The 20,859-nt window shown below is 62.9% G+C and carries 16 protein-coding genes; 7 read left to right on the forward strand and 9 right to left on the reverse strand.

Annotated elements, in window-relative coordinates; all coding sequences use genetic code 11:
- Position 1 precedes the first annotated feature (1 nt).
- The 3 genes from B2Z70_RS11200 to B2Z70_RS11210 form a co-directional block, all read right to left on the reverse strand.
- Positions 2 to 697, reverse strand: coding sequence for a class I SAM-dependent methyltransferase (locus B2Z70_RS11200; RefSeq protein ID WP_292983328.1), 696 nt, complete (start codon positions 695 to 697; stop codon positions 2 to 4).
- Between the two features lie 12 nt (positions 698 to 709).
- Positions 710 to 2,479, reverse strand: a complete 1,770-nt coding sequence (locus B2Z70_RS11205) for a GspE/PulE family protein (RefSeq protein WP_292983330.1) — start codon at positions 2,477 to 2,479, stop codon at positions 710 to 712.
- A gap of 163 nt (positions 2,480 to 2,642) precedes the next feature.
- Complete coding sequence (locus B2Z70_RS11210) at positions 2,643 to 4,055, reverse strand: autotransporter outer membrane beta-barrel domain-containing protein (RefSeq protein ID WP_292983332.1); 1,413 nt, start codon at positions 4,053 to 4,055, stop codon at positions 2,643 to 2,645.
- 448 nt (positions 4,056 to 4,503) lie between these two features.
- Between B2Z70_RS11210 and B2Z70_RS11215 the strand changes: the two genes are divergently transcribed.
- From B2Z70_RS11215 to cysQ, 6 genes are read left to right on the forward strand one after another with little or no spacing between them, the layout of a single operon-like run.
- Entirely contained in the window at positions 4,504 to 6,666 is a 2,163-nt protein-coding gene (locus tag B2Z70_RS11215; RefSeq protein ID WP_292983334.1) for a tetratricopeptide repeat-containing sulfotransferase family protein, read from the forward strand.
- Positions 6,667 to 6,674: 8 nt separating this feature from the next.
- Positions 6,675 to 7,253, forward strand: a complete 579-nt coding sequence (gene rfbC, locus B2Z70_RS11220; RefSeq protein WP_292983336.1) for a dTDP-4-dehydrorhamnose 3,5-epimerase — start codon at positions 6,675 to 6,677, stop codon at positions 7,251 to 7,253.
- Positions 7,254 to 7,255: 2 nt separating this feature from the next.
- On the forward strand, positions 7,256 to 8,302 hold the full coding sequence (gene rfbB / locus B2Z70_RS11225; protein ID WP_292983338.1) for a dTDP-glucose 4,6-dehydratase: 1,047 nt from the start codon (positions 7,256 to 7,258) through the stop codon (positions 8,300 to 8,302).
- On the forward strand, positions 8,299 to 9,189 hold the full coding sequence (rfbD, locus tag B2Z70_RS11230) for a dTDP-4-dehydrorhamnose reductase (protein ID WP_292983340.1): 891 nt from the start codon (positions 8,299 to 8,301) through the stop codon (positions 9,187 to 9,189). The genes rfbB and rfbD overlap by 4 nt, the downstream gene beginning before the upstream one ends.
- A gap of 13 nt (positions 9,190 to 9,202) precedes the next feature.
- Positions 9,203 to 10,087: a glucose-1-phosphate thymidylyltransferase RfbA gene (rfbA, locus tag B2Z70_RS11235; protein ID WP_292983342.1), complete on the forward strand. Its 885-nt coding sequence runs from the start codon at positions 9,203 to 9,205 to the stop codon at positions 10,085 to 10,087.
- 18 nt (positions 10,088 to 10,105) lie between these two features.
- On the forward strand, positions 10,106 to 10,894 hold the full coding sequence (gene cysQ, locus B2Z70_RS11240) for a 3'(2'),5'-bisphosphate nucleotidase CysQ (RefSeq protein ID WP_292983344.1): 789 nt from the start codon (positions 10,106 to 10,108) through the stop codon (positions 10,892 to 10,894).
- 50 nt (positions 10,895 to 10,944) lie between these two features.
- Here cysQ and cysN read toward each other — a convergent pair whose 3' ends face one another.
- The 3 genes from cysN to B2Z70_RS11255 all read right to left on the reverse strand — a co-directional run bounded on the left by cysN (position 10,945) and on the right by B2Z70_RS11255 (position 15,147).
- Positions 10,945 to 12,843, reverse strand: coding sequence for a sulfate adenylyltransferase subunit CysN (cysN, locus tag B2Z70_RS11245; RefSeq protein ID WP_292983346.1), 1,899 nt, complete (start codon positions 12,841 to 12,843; stop codon positions 10,945 to 10,947).
- Position 12,844: 1 nt separating this feature from the next.
- The gene (gene cysD, locus B2Z70_RS11250) at positions 12,845 to 13,816 is read right to left on the reverse strand and encodes a sulfate adenylyltransferase subunit CysD (RefSeq protein ID WP_009801935.1); all 972 of its coding nucleotides are present in this window, start codon (positions 13,814 to 13,816) and stop codon (positions 12,845 to 12,847) included.
- A 218-nt stretch (positions 13,817 to 14,034) separates the two neighbouring features.
- Positions 14,035 to 15,147, reverse strand: coding sequence for a DegT/DnrJ/EryC1/StrS family aminotransferase (locus tag B2Z70_RS11255; protein ID WP_292983349.1), 1,113 nt, complete (start codon positions 15,145 to 15,147; stop codon positions 14,035 to 14,037).
- Between the two features lie 181 nt (positions 15,148 to 15,328).
- On the opposite strand from B2Z70_RS11255, the gene glmM reads away from it, so the two are divergent.
- On the forward strand, positions 15,329 to 16,672 hold the full coding sequence (glmM, locus tag B2Z70_RS11260) for a phosphoglucosamine mutase (RefSeq protein WP_292983351.1): 1,344 nt from the start codon (positions 15,329 to 15,331) through the stop codon (positions 16,670 to 16,672).
- On the opposite strand, the gene galU is transcribed toward glmM, so the two are convergent.
- The 3 genes from galU to B2Z70_RS11275 form a co-directional block, all read right to left on the reverse strand.
- On the reverse strand, positions 16,669 to 17,553 hold the full coding sequence (gene galU, locus B2Z70_RS11265) for a UTP--glucose-1-phosphate uridylyltransferase GalU (protein ID WP_349682217.1): 885 nt from the start codon (positions 17,551 to 17,553) through the stop codon (positions 16,669 to 16,671). The genes glmM and galU overlap by 4 nt on opposite strands.
- 72 nt (positions 17,554 to 17,625) lie before the next feature.
- Entirely contained in the window at positions 17,626 to 19,449 is a 1,824-nt protein-coding gene (gene glmS, locus B2Z70_RS11270) for a glutamine--fructose-6-phosphate transaminase (isomerizing) (protein ID WP_009801939.1), read from the reverse strand.
- Between the two features lie 135 nt (positions 19,450 to 19,584).
- The coding region (locus tag B2Z70_RS11275; protein WP_292983356.1) for a UDP-glucose dehydrogenase family protein at positions 19,585 to 20,859 on the reverse strand (1,275 nt) is incomplete at its 5' end.

The following is a 20,859-nucleotide window of genomic DNA, read 5'->3' on the forward strand; positions in this document are numbered from 1 at the left end:
ATCAGTCCTGCCCGGTTTCGCGAACAAAGAGCGCCATGCGCTGATCTCGCGGATGATCCCAGCTCCCCAACACCTCGAGCCTCCACCCATTTGGCGTCGCCGCCTTCAGCGCCGCAAGCGTGGTGTCGAACGGGTCGCGGTCGGGATAGGTCACCACACCGCCCGGCTCATGGGGAAGCGGGGCATCCGGCGCCGCATCCGCGGGGCGTTCAAAGAAGGTCACGTAAAACCGGCCGCCCTCGGCGTAGACCGGCGCCAGTGCGGACAGACAATCGGTCAAGCGGGAGATGGGCATGTGCGTGAAGACGGACTGGGCGATGCCATAGTCGAACATCACGCCGAAACCGGTGGCGTCAAAATCCGGATTCGCACTCAGATGGTCACGAGACAGCTTGGCGCCCAGCCCCGCGGGAATGATTTCCCGCTCATATCCGGCCTCCAGAAGGTCCGCACTGATATCAACGCCGTAATAACGGTCTGCATCCAGATACTCGGTCAGGGGGACGCCCGCACGCAGCGAACCGCACCCCATGTCGATGAACCGGTGATGGGGCTGGAGCCCCTGCGACAGCAGGAAGCGTTTCTGCAGCGCGCCCAGCTCGTCCCACATGCCGCCGATGACCGCGCGATGATGACCGTCGGCCACCGCCTTTTTCATGTTCTCGAGGGCGTCGTAATGGGAATAGTGCGCGCTCATGTCCGTCTCCGCTCAGGCCTGGACCTGTTGACGCGCCTGACCGGCGCCGAGAACCCGCAGGACCTCACTGATGGAGGTGATGCCCTGGGACGCCTTGATCAGGCCGTCTTCCAGCAAGGTGAGATATCCGTCCTGTCGCGCAGCAGCCAGCAGGCCTGCGGCGTCCGCACGCTCATTGATCGCGCTGCGCAGCGCCGGCGTGATCCGGGCGGCTTCAAACACGGCCACACGGCCGGCAAACCCCTGACCGCCACAGTGATGGCAGCCATCCGCCGTCCGCCAATGCCCCTGGACAGGGAGACCGGACGCGCCGTCTGCACGCGCATCGGCCAGCATGCGCTCTCCCAGAGCGACGTCTTCAGCGTTGGCGGGCCGGGCGCAATGCTCGCACAGGCGTCGCACCAGACGCTGGCCCATCAGCCCGCGCAGGGCGGAAGACACCAGGAAAGGCTCGACTCCCAGGTCAATAAGCCGCTCGATCGCCGCCAGTGCGGAATTGGTGTGCAGGGTCGAGAGCACCAGGTGACCGGTCAGCGCCGCCTGGGCCGAGATGGAGGCGGTTTCCCCGTCCCGGATCTCGCCGATCATGATGACATCAGGGTCCTGGCGCAAAATCGCGCGCAAACCCTTGGCGAAGGTGTAACCGATCTCTGAACGCGCCTGGACCTGGGTGATGCCCGCCATGTCGTATTCGACCGGGTCTTCAATGGTGATGATCTTGCGCTCGCCATCATTGACGAGCTCCAGCCCGCGATAGAGCGTGGTCGACTTGCCCGATCCTGTCGGTCCGGTCACGAGGATGACGCCATTGGGTTCAGCAATCAGCTGCTGGAACACGTTCATGGCGTGGCCTTCAAGTCCGAGGCCCTGGAGGCTTGGCAATTCCTGCTGCTTGCGCAAAAGGCGCAGGACCAGGCTTTCCCCCCAGGCTCCCGGCAGGGACGAGACCCTCAAATCGATATCCTGACCCGCGAAGCGCACGGACTGTCGACCGTCCTGGGGCAGGCGACGCTCGGCGATATCCATGTTGGACAAGAGCTTGATCCGGCTCGCCACCGCATCAAAGCGAGCCCGGGGCAGGGTCTGCATCTGATGCAGCACGCCATCCACCCGGAAGCGGATCTGGAAGTGGCTCTCGAAGGGCTCGATATGGATATCAGAGGCCCGGCGCTGCAGAGCGTCCTCAAAAACGCCGTTCACAAAATCAATGACGGGAGCCTCTTCGGCCATTTCCCGCAGTCGCTGGGCGTCATCCATGTCATCGCGCGACTGCACGCGGCCCGCAGATCTGAGTGCGGCCAGCGCGCTGTCCAGCAGCCGGTTGGGTCCCAGCACGACCTGCACCGGGCCGGACGCATTTCTTGACAGCGTTTCGTGCAGCGCCGGATCCAGAGGCGCCCGGGAGAATACGAACAGGGGGCGTTCCCGCTCGCCCTCTGGCGAAACAGGCTCTGCCCCCTCCGTGGGTTCATCTTCCGGCCCTGCTTCGAACCACAGCACCGTATCGTGCAAGAGCAGCCAGTCCACGGACAGTCCGAGGCTGCGAGCAGCCTGATGATAAAGCTGGGCGGATTGCGGCAGGTGATCCGGCTTGAGCACCGGCAGATCCAGCTGCTCGGACAAGACGCTCAACAGCATGTCTTCGGACAGGGCGCCCAGTCGCAGAAGCGCCTGACCGAACAAGGCGCCGATCTCGTCCTGGTAGCGGGCGGCGCGCTCGAGATCGACCGACGTCACCAGACCTCGCTCCAGCAGAATGTCGCCAATCCGACGGTGATCCATCCCTACACCCGCATTCCATCCGGCCAACAGGCCCCGTGCGGCCCAAGCATACTGTATCTGAACACAGGGGAAAGCCGCGCCCCTCAGCGAAAGCCTTCAAAACACAAAAAGAAAGGGCGGCCGAAGCCGCCCTTTCCATCCATTGATCCGAAGATCAGAAGGATTAGCCGTTGTCGTCACCCATGTCGGTCAGGGTGCCGTTGTTGCCGACCAGGAAGCGGCGGACGGTGACGCCAGCAGCTTCGAAGGAGAAGGTCACATCGGCGCGGCCGAAGGCGGAGCCCACAGCGTTTTCGATGTCAGCTTCGGTCAGGATCAGCTCACCGTTGGTCAGCGAACCAGCCGGGGTGACTTCGTACTCGCCGTCCACGTCAGCGGTGGAGTTGGAGAGGGTCACGCGGATGGTCGGCAGGGTGGCGCCCAGGCCAACAGCGCGGAACACGTTCGCGGTGGAGGTGGCGGTGTCGCCAACCCACTCGAAGGTGGTGGTGTTGGAACCCTGACGCAGCAGAGCGTCGAGGTCGGTGTTGTTCACCGCGGTGTCGCCAGCGATCGTCAGATCAGAGGCGGACGGAGCAGACACGGTGAAGGTCGCGGTCGGCTGCTGGTTAGCAATGGCCGCAGCGTCAGCACCGGTGGCTTCGTTGGCGATGATGTTGATCGACGCACCGTCGAACTCGTCCATTTCGGTCGCGTCCAGCTGGAAGGTCGCAGAACCGTTGGCGTCCAGGGCCACGGTCGCCGGAGTGGCGAGGTCCAGGGTCACGGAAGCGATACCAGCCGGCTGTGGGAAGGTCACAACCAGCTCGCCGCCATCAACCTGAGTGTTGGAGGAGGAGTCAGCTGCGGTGTTGCCCGCGTTGGCGGCCGCAACGATCACGCCGGCGGTGTCGGCGCCGGTCAGGGTGCCCAGGATGCCGGTGCCCACGAAGGTTTCGTAGGAGTTGGCGAGCGAGACAGCCTCGGTGGTGGCGTCGTCAGCGAAGGCGTAGGTGAACGCCTGCGCGGTGCGAACATAACCTTGGGTGCCGGCGGTGCCGCCGTCCACGTCCAGGGTGCCGGAAGCCAGCGTGGTGCCGGTTGCGGTCAGGGACATGGTGAAGGAGATGTTGCCGGTGCCGGTGATTTCGATCGGGAAGCGGAACTCGAGGTCGCCAGCTGCAGCAGAGCAGGTAGGTGCGTTTTCAGTGGTGCCATCCAGAGCGTAGGACACGGTCTGGGTGCCGGTGCCGCCCGCTGCGGAGATGTTGAATTCGCAGGCGGTGTCAGCGCCGGTGTGGTTGGCGTCAGACAGGTTGCCATTCCAGGACAGACCGCCGGAGAGGTCGAACTTGATGGTGACGGAGTCGGTGGCGGCCAGAGCGGCCAGAGCGTTAGTTTCAGCAGTGCCGAAGGTCAGTTCAACGTGACCGGTCGGAGCAGCTGCAGCCAGGTCAAGCTCGGACGCGAAGACCAGGGACGCGCCGAGGTCGTTGTTCGCGTTGGCGTCGTTGTCGCCGGAAACGATCTGAGCATTGGCAGCGCCAGTCAGAAGAGCGGCAACAGCAGCGCCGGTAAGAAGGTTAGTCAGTTTCATCTGGGTATCCCCCATTGGTTTAGCCATGGCTGTTCAGCGCCATGGGGACAGTTTGTCATAACGCACCCCTGCAGAGAGTGCTGTCACACGCCCCCCTCAAGCGAGGCGCCGAACGGTTTGGAATAAAGGCGAGCTAGGGCACAAGTGTCAACCGATTATTTGGTTTGCGATCTGCGCCCTCATGCCCATCACGGGCTCTTCCCGGACAAGTGTCGCCCTTTGGCAACGACTCCGCTCGGGAAGAATGTCACTCATGCTGGTCGCTCCACAGTTGTGACCCAGATAGGCGCGGGGGATACTGGGCGGCGAGTGGTTAACAACGCCTTTGTGCACTGTCATCGCCCTCTCCGGCCCGCCTGAAGCGAACCGATTCGCCTCACACTGGCGGATTGACCCCATGCGACGGACGCCCTAGCGATTTCACCGATTGTGAGATGGGGAGCCCGGCATGACCGCGATACTGGATCGTTCCACTGAACTGACGCGAGAAGCCAACGCGCTTTTAGGCCAGAAGGATCTGGTCAACGCGTCCTTGAAATATATCGAAGGGCTCAGCCTCTATCCCAAGAACGCTGTGGCGCTCCACAATCTGGCCGCCCTGCAGATCAGCACAGGCCAGCCTGCGATGATCATGGGGGCGCTCTACCAGCTGAATGCAGCGGCCAGCCTGCTGAAGTCGGACCAGTATCGGGCGGACTACGCCCTCGCCCTCGCACAGTCCGGCCATGGACGCATGGCCCTGAAATATCTCAACGCACATCGCAACGCCTTTCAAAACAGCGCCGCCGTCGATTCGCTGATCCAGCAGATCGCGTCGCAGATGGATCTGAAACGGGCGGCCCTGAAAAGCGTGCTCGCCCGCAAATCCTCGCCCCTCGCCCTGAAGGAACTCAACGCCTTCATTGAAAAGCGCGAGTTTGATCGGGCCATCGCCGTCTTCAACAAGCAGCTCGATCACGACATCACGGATGCGAGGATCTGGCGGCTCATCGGCCATGCCTATCGGATGTCCCTGAAAATGCAGGAAGCCCAGAGCGCCATCCGGGCCGGCCTCGCCATGGCGCCGTCCGATTACGACCTGCACATCCTGCAGATCGAGTATCTGACATTCTCAAATGCGCAACTGGCGTCTGTCGCCTGTGCGCGGGGCAGCCTCGAGGCCTTGGCGCCGAATGTCCGGCTGCTCTCATCCTCCGCCTACGCCTACATCTTCGCCAAGAAGCCTGAAGAGGCGGCGGCGCTCTACGAAACCGCGTCGGCGGAGCATCAGGCGGACATCCGTTTCCAGCTGGCCTACGCGAATGCGCTGACCGACCTGGATCGGCATGACGAAGCGAGCGCCATCGCAATCAGGATTGCCGAAACCGCTTCGATTGACGAGATAAACCTGGCGAGCGCCCTGCGCATCCTCAACAAGCCCGGATCCGGGGCGGTCCTCAAGCCGGTCTTCGAGACCATTGACGCCAACGGCGTGACATACAGCCACCCGTCCATCCATTTCATCCGGGCCCTCATGCACAATGATCTCGGAGAGACCGAAGAAGCGCTCAGACTTATCGAGGCGCATATCGAGAGCGATGCCGCCACCGATGACGAGCAGGCCAATATCGCCATGGTGGCGGGCCGCCTCTACGACAAGGCCGGTGATTACGACAAAGCCTACAAGATGTACGAGCGCGGCAATGCCCTGCACGCCAGCCTGACCCTGAAGACAGGGCGCGTGAACCCCAATTCCTATCCGGATCGGGTGCGAATTCTGACAAACGACCTGGTGTCAAAGTCGTCCGAAAGCCTGTCGGATCATACGGTCGCGTCAGCGCCCGGGTCGCCGCGCATCGTGTTCATGTACAGCTTTCCCCGCTCAGGCACGACATTGCTGGACACGATCCTGAGAACCCATAGCGGGATTGAAGTGCTCGAAGAGCCGCCCACCATCCGGGACACGCTTCTGGATTCCTATTTCAAGGGCGCCCCGCATCAGCTCGGCGTGGGATGGCGGCAATTGCTTGAGTCTTTCTATGACACCCCGCCCGAGACCTTGCAGGAGCTGTACTACAAGAATTTCGCACGGCTGAGCCGATCCGAGCTCGACCCCGACACCCTGTATGTCGACAAGATGCCGCTCAACACGACCTTCGCGCGGCTGATCAAGTATATCTTCCCCGATTCGAAGGTGATTTTCCCGGTCCGCGATCCGGCCGACGTGGTCACGTCCTGCTTTTGCCAGAACTTCCTGTTGAACGACGCCATGTACCAGTTCACCTCGATGGAGCGGGCTGTCGCGCTCTATGATCAGGTTATGAGCTTCTGGGTGAAGGCCGAGGAGATCCTCGATCTTGATGTCAGCTATGTGCGCTATGAAGAGCTTGTCACCGACCTTCAGGGCGTCGTGCAGCCGGTCATCGAACATCTGGGCCTGCCCTGGGAGGACGGTCTGGTCGATTTCTGGAAGACCGCGCGCGAGCGCAAAGTCATTCGCACCGCCTCTGCTGACCAGGTCATCCAGAAGCTCTATACCTCCTCAAAGGGCCGCTGGACGCGTTACAGCGCCCTTAATGACGGAATCCTGGAGCCGCTCGAGCCCTGGCGCAAACATTTCGGATACGCATAAAGTCCACCATGATCGATACGCTTTCAGACGACCTTTTCGGCGCGGCCGGCCCGCTTGTGATCACGCCTGCCCGCTTCGGCGATTCCCGCGGCTGGTTCAGCGAAAGCTACAATCAGCGCCGGTTGGCCGACGCAGGCTTTGACGTCCGCTTCGTTCAGGACAATCTGTCCTTCTCCGCCCAGGCCGGCACCCTGCGCGGGCTGCACTACCAGTCCCCGCCGCACGCCCAGGGCAAGCTGGTCGGGGTCATGACGGGCGCCATCCGGGATGTCGTCGTGGATATCCGGGACGGATCGGCGTCCTACGGTCACTGGGCCGCCATCGAGCTGAGCGAGGAGAACGGTCGGCAGCTCTGGGTTCCGCCCGGATTTCTTCATGGTTTCGTCACGCTCACCGGCAATACCCGGGTTGCCTACAAGGTGACGGACTATTACTCGAAAGAGCATGATGGATCGGTGGCGTGGAACGACCCCGATCTGGGCGTCGACTGGGGGGTGGACGATCCGATCCTGTCGGACAAGGACGCCGCCGCCCCGCGCCTGAAAGAGATCGCCCCGCTCTTCCCGGCGGGATGGGATGGAGCATAGGCATGCGGGTATTGGTGACGGGTGGATCGGGCTTTATCGGCTCCGCCCTGGTGCGGCGGCTGGTTCTGGAGACCGGCTGGCGGGTGCTCAACCTGGACGCCCTGACCTATGCCGCCTCGCAAGCTTCTCTGGCGGATCTCGAAGATCACCCCAATTACGATTTCCTGCACGCTGACATTCGCAATGCCGAGGCGGTGCATCAGGCGTTCGACCGTTTTGAACCGGACGCTGTCATGCATCTGGCCGCGGAAAGCCATGTGGATCGCTCGATCACCGGCGCCAAGGATTTCGTCGACACCAATGTGCTGGGCACCTTCACCTTGCTGGAAGCGGCGCGCGCGTATCGCGACAAGCGCGGCCAGGCCGCAGACGGCTTTTCCTTCCTGCATGTCTCCACCGACGAAGTGTTCGGATCGCTGGGCGCTGAGGGCAAGTTCTCTGAAGAGACAGCCTATGATCCCTCCTCGCCCTATTCCGCCTCCAAGGCGGCGTCGGACCATCTGGCGCGCGCCTGGGGCCGCACCTACGGCCTGGATGTGCGGGTGTCGAACTGCTCGAACAATTACGGTCCGCGCCAGTTCCCGGAAAAACTCATTCCGCTGATGATCCTCAAGGCGCTTTCGGGCGAGGACCTGCCGGTCTATGGCGACGGATCGAACGTGCGTGACTGGCTTTTTGTGGATGACCATGCGCGCGCCCTCGAGCTGGTTGTGAGCCAGGGGGAGGCGGGTCAGACCTATTGCATAGGCGGCGACGCTGAACGCACCAATCTCGACGTGGTGACAGCCATTTGCGAGCGTCTGGACGTCATCCGTCCCGGTGACGCCTCGCGCGCCGAACAGATCCGGTTCGTCACGGACCGCCCTGGCCATGACCAGCGCTACGCCATTGACGCCAGCACCATCAAGCAGAGTCTGGGGTGGGCGCCCTCCGTCAGTTTCGAGGACGGTCTTGCGCAAACCATTGACTGGTATCTCGCCCGCGAGGACTGGTGGCGGCCAATCCTGGACAAGACCTATCAGGGCGAGCGTCTCGGGCTGAGCGCATGACGCGCGCGGATTCTGCGGCCCGCGATCGGATTCTCGTCATCGGGCGCTCCGGGCAGCTGGCGCAGGCCTTGCTCGAACTTGATTCCGGACTTGTCGCGTGCGGTCGCGACCAGTTCGACCTGTCCCGGGACGATGCGGGAAGCCTGCTGGACGCTCACGCGCCTTGTGCGGTGATCAACGCCGCCGCCTATACGGATGTGAACGGCGCGGAGTCCGACCCCGAAGGCGCCCAGGCCCTCAATTGCACAGGGCCCGCGCGACTGGCGGCGGCCTGCAAGGCGCGCGGCGTGCGGTTCCTGCATGTCTCGACCGACTATGTCTTTGACGGTGCGGCAGGCGGCGCGCCCTACAAGGAGACGGCCCGCACTCGCCCGCTCAATGTCTATGCGCGCACCAAGCGTAATGGCGAGGATGCGGTGATCACGGCGAATGAGGACGCTCTCATCCTGCGCGCAGCGTGGATCTTCGATGGGCGGGGCGGCAGTTTTCTCAACGCCATTCTGAACAGGCTGGACAACGGACTGCCTCTGAAAGTGGTCCAAGACCAGATCAGCACGCCGACCTGGGCTCCGGATCTGGCGAATGCGCTGCTCCGCCTCGCCCGGTCTGAGACGATGCCCGCCGGTGTGTTCCATTTCAGCGGGGGACCGGCGGCGAGTTGGTTCGATTTCGCGAGGGCCGCCATCCGGCTGGCGCAGCCCCAGCTGCCCGTTGAGCCGGTCATCGACCCAGTGGATTCAAGCGCCTTTCCCCAACCGGCCCAGCGTCCGCTCGATACGCGCATGGACGCCCAAGCCTTGCTGACGGCGACGGGAATCGGCCCCGGAGACTGGCGCGCGGGCTTGCCTGAAGTGATCTCTCGGCGCTATGAGCAGCGCAAAGGTTGAGTGAGCGCGCGCCATGTCGAAAACAACAAAAGGCATCATTCTGGCTGGAGGGCTGGGCAGCCGGTTGCGTCCGATCACCCTCGCCGTGTCAAAGCAGCTGCTTCCGATCTATGACAAGCCGCTGATCTTCTATCCGTTTTCCACGCTCCTGCTGGCAGGGATCCGTGAGATCCTGATCATCACCACGCCTGAGAGCAAAGCCGCCTATGAAACCCTTCTGGGTGACGGATCCCGCTTCGGAGTCACCATTCAGTATGCGGAGCAGGACGAGCCCCGGGGCCTCGCCGAAGCCTTTCTGATCGGCGAAGACTTCATTGGCGATGACAATGTCGCTCTCATTCTGGGCGACAACCTGTTCCATGGCGCCGGCCTCGTGGAAGGCCTTCGCACGGCAGGCGAATTTGACGAAGGCGCGCTGGTCTTCGCCTATCATGTAGCGGATCCCACCGCCTTCGGCGTGGTTGAACTTGATGAGAGCGGACGCGCCATCAGCCTTGAGGAAAAACCCAAGAAGCCACGCAGCAACTGGGCGGTCACCGGGCTATACTTCTATGATTCCAGCGTCGTGCAGATCGCCAAGTCGATCACGCCCTCTGCGCGCGGTGAGCTCGAAATCACCTCGGTGAACGAAGCCTATATGGAGCGCGGCCAGCTCAAGGTTCAACTGCTCTCGCGCGGCGTCGCCTGGCTGGACACGGGCACGGTGGAAGGCATGGTGGAAGCCACCGAATATGTCCGCGCCATCGAGAAGCGTCAGGGCCTTAAGATCGCCTGTCCTGAGGAGATCGCCTGGCGCAACGGCTTCATCACCGACGAACAATTGAAAAAGACCGCCAATTCGATCCCCAACGCCTATGGCGCTTATCTGAAGAACCTGCTGAAAGCGGAACGCCGCTAGCCCAAGAAGGATCTGACCATGACACTCGACGCTCTCGCCCGGTCCTTTGGTCAGATCTGCCTGGAGGCCGCCATCCCGGTGATGGAGGTCTATGAGAGCGACTTCACCGCCGAGCAGAAGGCCGACAAATCGCCCGTCACTGAAGCGGACAAGCGCGCCGAGGTCATCATCCTCAAGGCGCTCGCCGAGCTGATGCCTGATGTGCCTGTGCTGGCGGAAGAAAGCTTTGAGGCCGGCATCCGGCCTTCTGTCGAGGACGAGTTCCTGCTCGTCGACCCCGTTGACGGCACCAAGGAATTCATCGCCAAGCGCGGCGAGTTCACCATCAATATCGCCTTGATCCGCGACGGCGCTCCGGTCGCGGGCGCGGTCTACGCCCCGGCCCTCAAGCAGCTCTATCTGGGCGGTGAAACCGCCTTTACCGGCGCATTCGAACCGGGGGAAACCCTGACGTCTGACAAACTCTCACCGGCCCATACCCGCGAGAAACCCGCATCCGGCATGACCGCCGTGATGAGCCGGTCGCATGCGGATGAACAGACGAAGGCCTTCGCCGAAGCCCAGGGCGTCACCGAGGCGGTGTCGGCGGGCTCTTCCCTGAAGTTCTGCAAGCTGGCGGAAGGCGCGGCCGATCTCTATCCGCGCTTCGGACCCACGATGGAGTGGGACACGGCCGCGGGACACGCCGTGCTGAATGCCGCCGGCGGCGTCGTTACGGATCCGGAGGGGGCGCCCTTCCGCTACGGCAAGACCGATGCGGGCTACAAGAACGGCGCCTTCGTGGCCTGGGCCCAACCGCCGCGTTAGCAGCGTGACAGGCGACGACGGGTCACAGGACCCGTCGTCTGGTTCAGGCCCTAGCCGATGAAGCCGCGCTCGATCAGCGTCTCGATCACGCGCTCGGCCGCATCCTCTGCAGACAGATCGCCCGTCTTGAGGTGGATCTCGGCGCTTTCGGGCGCTTCATACGGGCTGTCGAAGCCTGTGAAATTCTTGATCTCGCCAGCCTGCGCCTTCTTGTAGAGGCCCTTGGGATCGCGCTGCATGCAGACCTCCAACGGCGCATCGACGAAGATCTCGATGAACTCCGCCTCGTCCACCAGTTCGCGCACCATCTGACGCTCGGATCGGAAGGGTGAGATGAAGGAGCAGGTCACGATCAGGCCCGCATCCACGAACAGCTTCGCCACCTCCCCGATCCGGCGGATATTCTCCACCCGGTCCACATCGGTGAAGCCCAGATCCTTGTTCAGCCCATGGCGGACATTGTCCCCGTCGAGCGAATAGGTGTGACGCCCCGCCTCGGCCAGCTTGCGCTCCACGAGGTTGGCGATGGTGGACTTGCCCGCGCCCGACAGGCCCGTGAACCACAGCACAGCCGGTTTCTGGCCCTTCATGTCGGCGCGGCGCGCCTTGTCCACATCCATGGCGTGAGTGTGGATGTTGCTGGCCCGGCGCAGGGAGAACTCGATCATGCCGGCGCCCACCGTCTGGTTGGTGAAGCGGTCGATCAGGATGAAGGAGCCGGTCTCGCGCTGATCCTTGTAAGGATCAAAGGCGATGGGCCGCGAGGTCGAGAGCGTGCAGACGCCGATTTCGTTCAGCTTGAGCGACTTGCCCGGCTCTTTCTCGAAGCTGTTGACGTTCAGCTTGTGCTTGAGGGTCGTGACGGATACGGGCGAGACCTGTCCGCCGGCCTTGAGCAGATAGGACCGTCCCGGAAGCATTTCCTCCTCAGTCATCCAGAGGATTTCCGCGGCGAACTGGTCAGAGACTTCCGGGCGCTGCTGCGGGTCCGCCAGCATGTCGCCACGTGCAATGTCGATTTCACGATCAAGGACCAGCGTGACGGCGTCGCCCGCCCTTGCGGTTTCGAGATCGCCATCGGCCGTCACCACGCGGCTGATCTTGGCCGCCTTGCCGGAATGCGCGACGACCACATCATCGCCGGGCGCCACGGCGCCTGACGCCACAGTCCCGGAGAAGCCGCGGAAATCGAGATTGGGACGGTTCACCCATTGCACCGGGAAGCGGAAAGCATAGGCCGCTTCCTTCTCGGTGTTGGTGTCCACACGTTCGAGATGCTCCATGAGCGTCGGGCCGTCATGCCATTTCATGGCGTCCGATCGGGAGAAGATGTTGTCGCCATAGCGCGCGGAGATCGGGATTGGCGTAATGGTCGCAAAGCCCAGATCTTCGGCGATGGTGAGGTATTCGGAGACGATCTCGTGGAAGCGGGCGCGGGAATGCTCCACCAGATCCATCTTGTTCACCGCCAGAACGGCATGACGGATGCCCATCATGTTGGCGATATAGGTATGTCGCTTGGTCTGGGTCAGCACGCCCTTGCGCGCATCCACCAGAATGATGGCGAGGTCCGCCGTCGAGGCGCCCGTCGCCATGTTGCGCGTGTACTGCTCGTGACCGGGCGTGTCGGCGACGATGAACTTGCGCTTTTCCGTATTGAAGAAGCGATAGGCCACATCGATGGTGATGCCTTGCTCGCGCTCGGCCTCAAGACCATCCAGCAGCAAGGCGAAGTCGATTTCCTCACCTGCAGTGCCGTGCTTGCGGGAATCGCGCTCAAGCACCTTGATCTGGTCTTCGAAGAGCAGCTTGGAGTCATACAGAAGTCGGCCGATCAGGGTGGATTTGCCGTCATCCACAGAGCCGCAAGTAATCACTCGCAGCACCCCGTTCTCCCCCGCCCGGGTCAGACGTTCGGCGACTTCAGCGCGGATTGCATCATCAGCCATCTTAGAAATACCCCTCGCGCTTCTTCTTCTCCATGGAGCCCGCCTCGTCGAAATCGATCAGGCGGCCTGCGCGTTCGGACGTGCGCGCGGTGAGCATTTCAAGAACAATGTCATCAAGCGTTTCCGCCTCGCTCTCCACAGCGCCGGTGAGCGGGTAACAGCCCAGCGTCCGGAAGCGGATCTTGCGCATTTCCGGCGTTTCGCCGTCCTCGAAAACCATCCGTTCGTCATCGACCATGATCAGCGTGCCGTCGCGCTCCACAACCGGTCGTTCGCCTGCGAAGTAAAGCGGGACAATGGGAATGTCCTCTTCCAGGATGTATTGCCAGATATCGACTTCGGTCCAGTTGGACAGCGGGAAGACGCGAATGCTCTCACCCTTGCGGATCCGGGTGTTGTAGGTGCGCCAGAGCTCGGGGCGCTGATTGCGCGGGTCCCAGGCGTGGGCGGCGTTGCGGAAGGAGAAAACGCGTTCCTTGGCGCGGGACTTCTCCTCGTCCCGGCGACCGCCGCCAAATGCGGCGTCATACCGCCCGTCATTGAGCGCCTGCAGGAGCCCTTCGGTGCGCATCACCTGGGTGTGCAGCGCCGACCCATCCGTAAACGGATTGATCTCGCGCTGTTTGCCCTCTTCATTGACCCACACGATCATGTCGAGCCCCAGAGCCTCGCTGAGCGCGTCGCGAAACTCGCCCATGGCCTGGAACTCCCAAAGGGAGTCGATGTGCAGGAAGGGAAAGGGCGGCCTGGACGGGAAGAAGGCCTTCATCGCCAGATGCAGCATGACCGTTGAGTCCTTGCCGATCGAATAGAGCATGACCGGACGCTCGAACTCGGCCGCCACTTCACGCATGATGTGAATGGCTTCAGCCTCCAGCGCCTTGAGATGTGGAGAAAGCTCACGCGCCCGTGGCTGAGCTCCGCTCTGGAAGCGTTGCGCATAGGTGCGGATGCGCGTCTGGATGTCGGTCATGACGACGCCCCTTGGTCATGAAAGGATCAGCGGATGTGGTAGTCAGTTTATGAGCTTTTGCATAGCGCAGAAACCCGGCAAAACCTCGAGACTGTGCACTGCAGCATTTTTATCGCGGTCCGTCGACGAAAGAACGGGCGGCCCTGAGGGACCGCCCGTCTGGTTCGTCTCACAATTCGGAAGCCGCGCCTGAAGGATCAAGCGCTGCGGTCGCGCAATTACACGGACGCGCGCACAGCGGCGATGACCTGGGACAACCGGTCGCCTTCGAGATACGCGTCCATCGGCAGCGACACCACGCGATGGGCCGCCGCTTCGGTCACCGGCAAACCGCCGGGCATCTGCTTGAAGGCCGCATAGCAATCCTGAAGATGCAGCGGGACCGGGTAGTAGACGGCCGTCGGCACGCTCTTCTCCGCAAGGCTGGCGCGGAAGGCGTCACGATCATCCACCTCGATGGTATATTGCGCCCAGGTGGACACGCCGCCCTCGATCACCTTGGGAGCCTTCACCACATCGCCAAAGCCCTTGGCATAGGCGTCGGCGGCGACATTGCGCGCTTTTATTTCGTCTGCGAAGATTTCAAGCTTGAGCAGCAGAACCGCCGCCTGGATCGTGTCGAGACGCGAGTTCAGGCCGATGCGGGCATAGTAATAGCGCTCATCCGCCTCGCCGTGATTGCGCAACGACTTCATCAGATGCTGCAGCTCGTCATCCTGGGTCACCACCGCGCCGCCATCGCCATAACAGCCCAGCGGCTTGGCGGGGTAGAAGCTGATGGTCGCCACATCCGCCCATTCGACCGGGTGCTTGCCGTCCAGCGTGCAGCCAAAACCCTGCGCGCTGTCGGCGATCAGCTTCATGCCTTCCGCCTTGCAGATCGCCGAGATCGCCGGATAGTCCGCTGGCTGACCGAACAGATCCACCGCAATCACGGTGTGCGGGTTCAGACCTTCCGACTTCGCCCAGGCGACCGCTTTCTCCAGCGATCCGGGATCCATGCAATAGGTCTCGGGATCAATATCGACAAACACCGGATGCGCGCCCAGATGCGCAGGCATTTCTGCGGTGGAGGCGAAGGTGAAGCTGGGCACGAAGATGGCGTCTTTCTCGCTCACCTGCCAGGCCATCAGAGGCAAGGCCAGCGCATCAGTGCCGTTTGCGCAGGTCAGCGCATGCCGGGCGGCGCTGAAGGCGGCAAGCTTCTCTTCCAGATCGGTGACTTCCGGGCCGAAGATATAGCGTCCTTCCTCGATCACCTTGGCGATGGCCTGGTCCAGCTTGGGCTGAAGACGGGCCCGCTGGGCGGCGAGGTCAATGAAAGGCAGCATGATGCGTATTCCTGGCGCAAAGCGAAAAGGGTGACCCTGCTCATATGAGCTTCGCAGTTTGGAGAAAAGTCACGAAGCCTGTCGTTTTATTTCACCAGCGGCCGGAATGGCCATGTGATTGCATCGGCTCTGCGATCAGCCTACCACCAGAGCACCTGAGCCAGCACGGGGACCTTTGCCCATGAAACAGTATTTCGGCACGGACGGCGTTCGCGGTCGCGCCAACCAGCACCCGATGACCCCCGAGGTCGCGCTGAAACTGGGCCGGGCCATCGGCTCCTTTGTCCGTCAGGGCGACCGTCGCCACATGGTGGTGATCGGCAAGGACACCCGTCTTTCTGGCTATATGATCGAGCACGCCATGGTGGGCGGCCTGACCGCAACGGGGATGGATGTGCGGCTGATCGGCCCCTGCCCCACCCCCGCCATCGGCATGCTGACCCGCTCCATGCGCGCCGATCTCGGAATCATGATCACGGCGTCGCACAATCCCTATACAGACAACGGAATCAAGCTGTTCGGACCGGACGGCTTCAAGCTGGCCGATGACAGCGAACTCGAGATCGAGCGCCTGATCGAGGCTGATCCGGATGCGTCGTCGGTGGATGGCGAGAAGATCGGCAAGCTCGATCACTACAAGGACGCCTATGGCCGGTATATCGAGGGCGCCAAGGCCAGCTTCCCGCGCGAACTCTCCCTGTCCGGGATCAAGGTGGTGGTCGATTGCGCCAATGGCGGCGGCTACAAGACCGCCCCCATCGCCTTGTGGGAGCTGGGCGCGGACGTCCACCCGATCGGCGTGGCGCCCAATGGCACCAACATCAATCGCGAATGCGGCTCCACGGCGCCCGAAGCCATGATCAGGGCCGTGCGCGAGCTGGGCGCCGATATCGGCATTGCGCTGGATGGCGACGCCGATCGCGCCATCCTGTGTGACGAGAAGGGCGAACTGATTGATGGCGATCAGATCATCGCTCGCATCGGCAAGGACCAGCTCGACACCGGCCAGCTCGCGGGCGACGGGGTCGTCACCACGGTCATGAGCAATTTCGGGCTGGAGCGCTATCTGCAGTCGGAGAACCTCAGGCTTGTTCGCACCAAGGTCGGCGATCGCCATGTGGTCGAGGCCATGCGCAGTGGCGGATACAATGTCGGCGGCGAACAATCCGGGCACGTCGTGCTGCTTGATCACGCCACAACGGGCGACGGCCTGATCGCCGCGCTTCAGGTGCTGGCGAGCTGTGTGCGCGCCCAGAAACCGGCGAGCGAGATCTGCCATCTCTTCGAACCCGCGCCGCAGGTTCTTATCAATGTGCGCTATGAGGGCGCCTCGCCGCTGGAGCTTGAGAGCGTCCAGAAGGCCCAGAAGGACGCCGAGACCCGACTTGGCAATCAGGGCCGGCTCGTCCTGCGCAAGTCAGGCACCGAACCGTTGATCCGGGTGATGACCCAGGGCGATGACGATCATCTCGTCACCTCCGTCGCCGAGGATCTGGCCGAAGCGACCCGCCAGGCCGCGGGCTAGCCCCGCCGATCGCCCTTCAGAAGGCCCGAGAGCACCGCCTCGCTGGCGGTGTGGTCCGCCTTCAGCGCCATGGCGGCGAACGCTTCCAGATAGCCCTGCGGCGATCCGGTGTCATAGGTCACGCCCTCGAACTTGTAGGCGTGGAACGGGCGGGTCTTGAGCAGGGTCTCCATGGAATCGGTGAGCTGGATTTCCCCGCCGGCGCCTGGCGCCTGGTTGCCCAGAAGCTCCATGATCCGCGGCTCCAGAATGTACCGCCCCGAAATCATCAGATTGGACGGCGCCTGATCAACCGGCGGCTTCTCCACCATGCCCAGCATCTCCAGCAGCACGCCCTTGTCCGCGCCCGGCTTGATGACGCCATACTTGGATACGTCTTCCTCGGGCACGGCTTCAACCGAGACCAGGTTCCCGCCCGTCCCGGCATAGGCGTCGACCATGCCTTTCAGGCAGGGCGTCGCGCCATCCATGATCATGTCAGGCAGCATCACGGCGAAGGGGTCATCGCCCACGAGATCGCGGGCGCACCAGATGGCGTGGCCCAGCCCCTTCGGCGCCTGCTGACGCACGAAGCTGCAGGTCCCCGCCTCGGGACGAAGCGTGTTCAAGGTCTCCAGGAGCGCCGTCTTGTTCTTCTGCGCCAGCGCATCTTCAAGCTCATAGGCGTGATCGAAATAGTCCTCGATCGCGCCCTTGTTGCGCCCGGTGATGAAGATGAAGTGTTCGATTCCGGCGGCCAGCGCCTCGTCGACGACATATTGCAGGGCCGGACGGTCATAGACCGGCAGCATTTCCTTCGGAATGACCTTGGTCGCCGGGAGCACGCGCGTCCCAAACCCTGCGACCGGAATGACTGCTTTGCGAACGGCGCCCGACATCATTTGCCCCCTGAGCATGATCCGCATGGTTGATAGCTTCTGAACCGTCTCGCCGCAATGTCTGCACGAGCGCGATTACTCAACCGTCACGGACTTCGCCAGATTCCGCGGTTGGTCCACATCGGTGCCTTTGAGTGAAGCCGTGTGATAGGCCAGAAGCTGGATCGGCGCCGCCGCCACGATGGGGCGGATGAATTCGGGACATTCGGGCATGGTGACGATGTGCTCGGCCGTGTCCACGGCCAGTGCAGCGCCCTGCTCATCCGTAATCAGAATGATCTCGGCGCCACGGGCGGCGACTTCCTGCATGTTCGACAACGTCTTCTCGAACAGCGCGTCATGCGGTGCGGCGACCACCACCGGCGTCCCCTCCTCGATCAGCGCGATCGGGCCATGTTTGAGCTCTCCTGCGGCGTAGCCTTCGGCGTGGATGTAGCTGATTTCCTTGAGCTTCAGAGCGCCTTCCATGGCCAGCGGATGATAGACTCCGCGGCCCAGATACAGCACGTCCCGCGCCTGGGTCAGCCGCTGGGCGATCTTCTCGATCTGCGGCTCAACCCCGAGAGCGGCATTGATCAGGCGCGGCGTTTCCAGGAGCGCCGTGACGAAGCGCGCTTCATCCGCTTCGGTGAGAACGCCCCGGGCGCGACCGGCGCCGATCGCGAGAGAGGCGATGGCGGTCAACTGGGCCGTGAAGGCCTTGGTCGAGGCCACCCCGATTTCGGGTCCGGCCTGGGTCTGGGCGATGGCGTCCGCCTCGCGGGCAATGGAGGATTCGGCCACATTGACCACGGCCAGCGTCTTTGCGCCCGCCTGCTTGCAATAGCGCAAAGCGGCGAGCGTATCAGCGGTCTCGCCCGACTGGGAGATGAACAGCGCCGCATCCTTCGGGCCGATCACCGGATCGCGATAACGGAACTCGGAGGCCACATCGATCTCGACAGACAGCCGGGCATGCTTCTCGAACCAGTACTTGCCAATCGCGGCGGCGTAGAACGCCGTGCCGCAGGCCGTACCCAGAAGACGGTTGATCGCTTTCCAGTCCAGAAGCCCGTCGGTGGTGAAACGGCCGGCGTCCACATCCACATAGCGCGACAGGGTGTGAGCGATCGCGTCCGGCTGTTCATGGATCTCCTTTTCCATGAAGTGCCGGTACTCGCCCTTGTCCGCAAAGCCGGCGACAGCGCGGGAAACATGCACTTCGCGATTGGCGGGGCGTTGCTGGGCGTCAAGGATGCGGACATCGCCCGCGGTGACGATGGCCCGGTCACCTTCCTCAAGATAGATCACCTTGTTGGTCCAGCCTGCGAGCGCCAGGGAGTCAGACCCGACATAGCCCTCGGTCTCGCCCAGCCCCACAACCAGCGGACAGCCCGAGCGCGCCACGTAAAGCGCATCCGGATCCTCGACATTCAGAGCGGCCAACGCATAGGCCCCGCGCAAGCGGTCCACGGCGGCATGAAACGCGCCCGCCATGTCGAGACCGCGCTTCAGGCCCGCGGCGATCAGATGCGCGATCACTTCCGAGTCGGTCGGGGTTGAACAGGCAAAGCCGGCCGCCTTCAGCTCTTCGCGCAATTCGGCATAGTTCTCGATGATGCCGTTGTGAACGATCGCGACCGGGCCTGAGGCATGGGGGTGGGCGTTCTCCAGCGTCGGCGCGCCATGGGTCGCCCACCGGGTATGGCCGATCCCGACAGCGCCATCGGCCGGGTCGCTGGCGATCGCCTGGTCCAGACCTGAAATCTTGCCCGGCGCACGGCGCCGCTCCAGTACGCCCTCCGGCGTGATCACCGCAACGCCGGCAGAGTCATAGCCGCGATATTCAAGCCGCCGCAGCCCTTCCACCAGGCGCTCTGTTACCGTGGTCGATCCGACGATGCCGACAATGCCGCACATGAGCTGCTCCTGACTCCAAACCGGGCCCTGCCGCCTTCGATAGCCATAGCGGCCCGACCTGGCCATCGCCCCACACGCCTTAATGGCGTGAAAGGCTTCAACAATTACTGCGGCAGATTTCAGGCGCCGGAAACCCTATCGCCCCACGCTGATATAATTGAAGCCGCGGCCCTTCATGTCTGCGGGGTCGTAGATATTGCGCAGGTCCACGAGGATGGAGCCCTTCATGGACTCCTTCACACGATCGAGATCCAGCGCGCGGAACTCGTTCCATTCGGTGATGATCACCAGAACGTCCGCATCCTCCGCACACAGATAGGCGCCCGAGGTCATCTCCACATCGCTCAGAAGCTTCTCCGCCTCCAGCGCGCCGGCCGGGTCATACGCCTTGATCCTCGCCCCCGCCTTCTGAAGCGCGGGAATGATGTCGAGCGAGGGCGCATCGCGCATGTCGTCGGTATTGGGCTTGAAGGTCAGCCCCAGCACCGCCACCGTCTTGCCCGACACATCGCCGTCGCACGCCTTGATGACCTTGTCCGCCATCGCCGCCTTGCGCTTGTCATTGATGTCGACCACCGTCTCCACCAGACGCACCGGGCTGTCATGCTCCTGCGCCGTGCGCGTCAGCGCCAGCGTGTCTTTCGGGAAGCACGAGCCGCCATAGCCGGGACCGGCGTGCAGGAACTTGTTCCCGATCCGGTTGTCCAGGCCGATCCCCTTGGCCACCTGCTGCACGTCCGCGCCCACCGCCTCGCACAGATCCGCCATCTCGTTGATGAAGGTGATCTTCATCGCCAGGAACGCGTTCGCCGCGTACTTGATCAGCTCCGACGTGCGCCGCGCCGTGAACACGATCGGGGTCTCGTTGAGAAACAGCGGACGATAGAGCTCGCGCATCACCTCGCGCGCGGTGTCGTTCTCAACGCCCACGACGACACGGTCAGGCCGCTTGAAGTCCTCGATCGCCGCGCCCTCGCGCAGGAATTCGGGATTGGACACCACCGCGAACTGCGCATCCGGACGGGTCTTGCGGATCACCGCCTCAACCTCGTCGCCCGTCCCGACCGGCACGGTGGACTTGGTCACCACAACCGTGAACCCGTCCATGGAGCGCGCGATCTCTTCAGCCGCCGCGTACACATAGCTCAGATCCGCATGACCATCGCCCCGCCGCGACGGCGTGCCCACCGCGATGAACACCACATCCGCCGCCTTCACCGCATCGGTCAGATCCGTCTCGAAATCCAGCCGACCCTCGCGCACATTGCGCTCGATCAGAAGATCAAGGCCCGGCTCGTAAATCGGAACCCCGCCCGAGCGAAGCTGATCGATCTTCTCCGAATTCTTGTCGATGCAGGTCACATGGTGACCAAAATCAGCAAAACACGCCCCCGAAACCAGACCCACATA

The sequence above is a fragment of the Oceanicaulis sp. UBA6590 genome, from assembly GCF_002433705.1.
Taxonomy (GTDB): Bacteria; Pseudomonadota; Alphaproteobacteria; order Caulobacterales; family Maricaulaceae; genus Oceanicaulis.

Coding starts and splice junctions, on each gene's coding strand:
- B2Z70_RS11200 (WP_292983328.1), bottom strand. CDS start 697: ATGAGCGCGCACTATTCCCATTACGACGCCCTCGAGAACATGAAAAAG.
- B2Z70_RS11205 (WP_292983330.1), bottom strand. CDS start 2,479: ATGGATCACCGTCGGATTGGCGACATTCTGCTGGAGCGAGGTCTGGTG.
- B2Z70_RS11210 (WP_292983332.1), bottom strand. CDS start 4,055: ATGAAACTGACTAACCTTCTTACCGGCGCTGCTGTTGCCGCTCTTCTG.
- B2Z70_RS11215 (WP_292983334.1), top strand. CDS start 4,504: ATGACCGCGATACTGGATCGTTCCACTGAACTGACGCGAGAAGCCAAC.
- rfbC (WP_292983336.1), top strand. CDS start 6,675: ATGATCGATACGCTTTCAGACGACCTTTTCGGCGCGGCCGGCCCGCTT.
- rfbB (WP_292983338.1), top strand. CDS start 7,256: ATGCGGGTATTGGTGACGGGTGGATCGGGCTTTATCGGCTCCGCCCTG.
- rfbD (WP_292983340.1), top strand. CDS start 8,299: ATGACGCGCGCGGATTCTGCGGCCCGCGATCGGATTCTCGTCATCGGG.
- rfbA (WP_292983342.1), top strand. CDS start 9,203: ATGTCGAAAACAACAAAAGGCATCATTCTGGCTGGAGGGCTGGGCAGC.
- cysQ (WP_292983344.1), top strand. CDS start 10,106: ATGACACTCGACGCTCTCGCCCGGTCCTTTGGTCAGATCTGCCTGGAG.
- cysN (WP_292983346.1), bottom strand. CDS start 12,843: ATGGCTGATGATGCAATCCGCGCTGAAGTCGCCGAACGTCTGACCCGG.
- cysD (WP_009801935.1), bottom strand. CDS start 13,816: ATGACCGACATCCAGACGCGCATCCGCACCTATGCGCAACGCTTCCAG.
- B2Z70_RS11255 (WP_292983349.1), bottom strand. CDS start 15,147: ATGCTGCCTTTCATTGACCTCGCCGCCCAGCGGGCCCGTCTTCAGCCC.
- glmM (WP_292983351.1), top strand. CDS start 15,329: ATGAAACAGTATTTCGGCACGGACGGCGTTCGCGGTCGCGCCAACCAG.
- galU (WP_349682217.1), bottom strand. CDS start 17,553: ATGATGTCGGGCGCCGTTCGCAAAGCAGTCATTCCGGTCGCAGGGTTT.
- glmS (WP_009801939.1), bottom strand. CDS start 19,449: ATGTGCGGCATTGTCGGCATCGTCGGATCGACCACGGTAACAGAGCGC.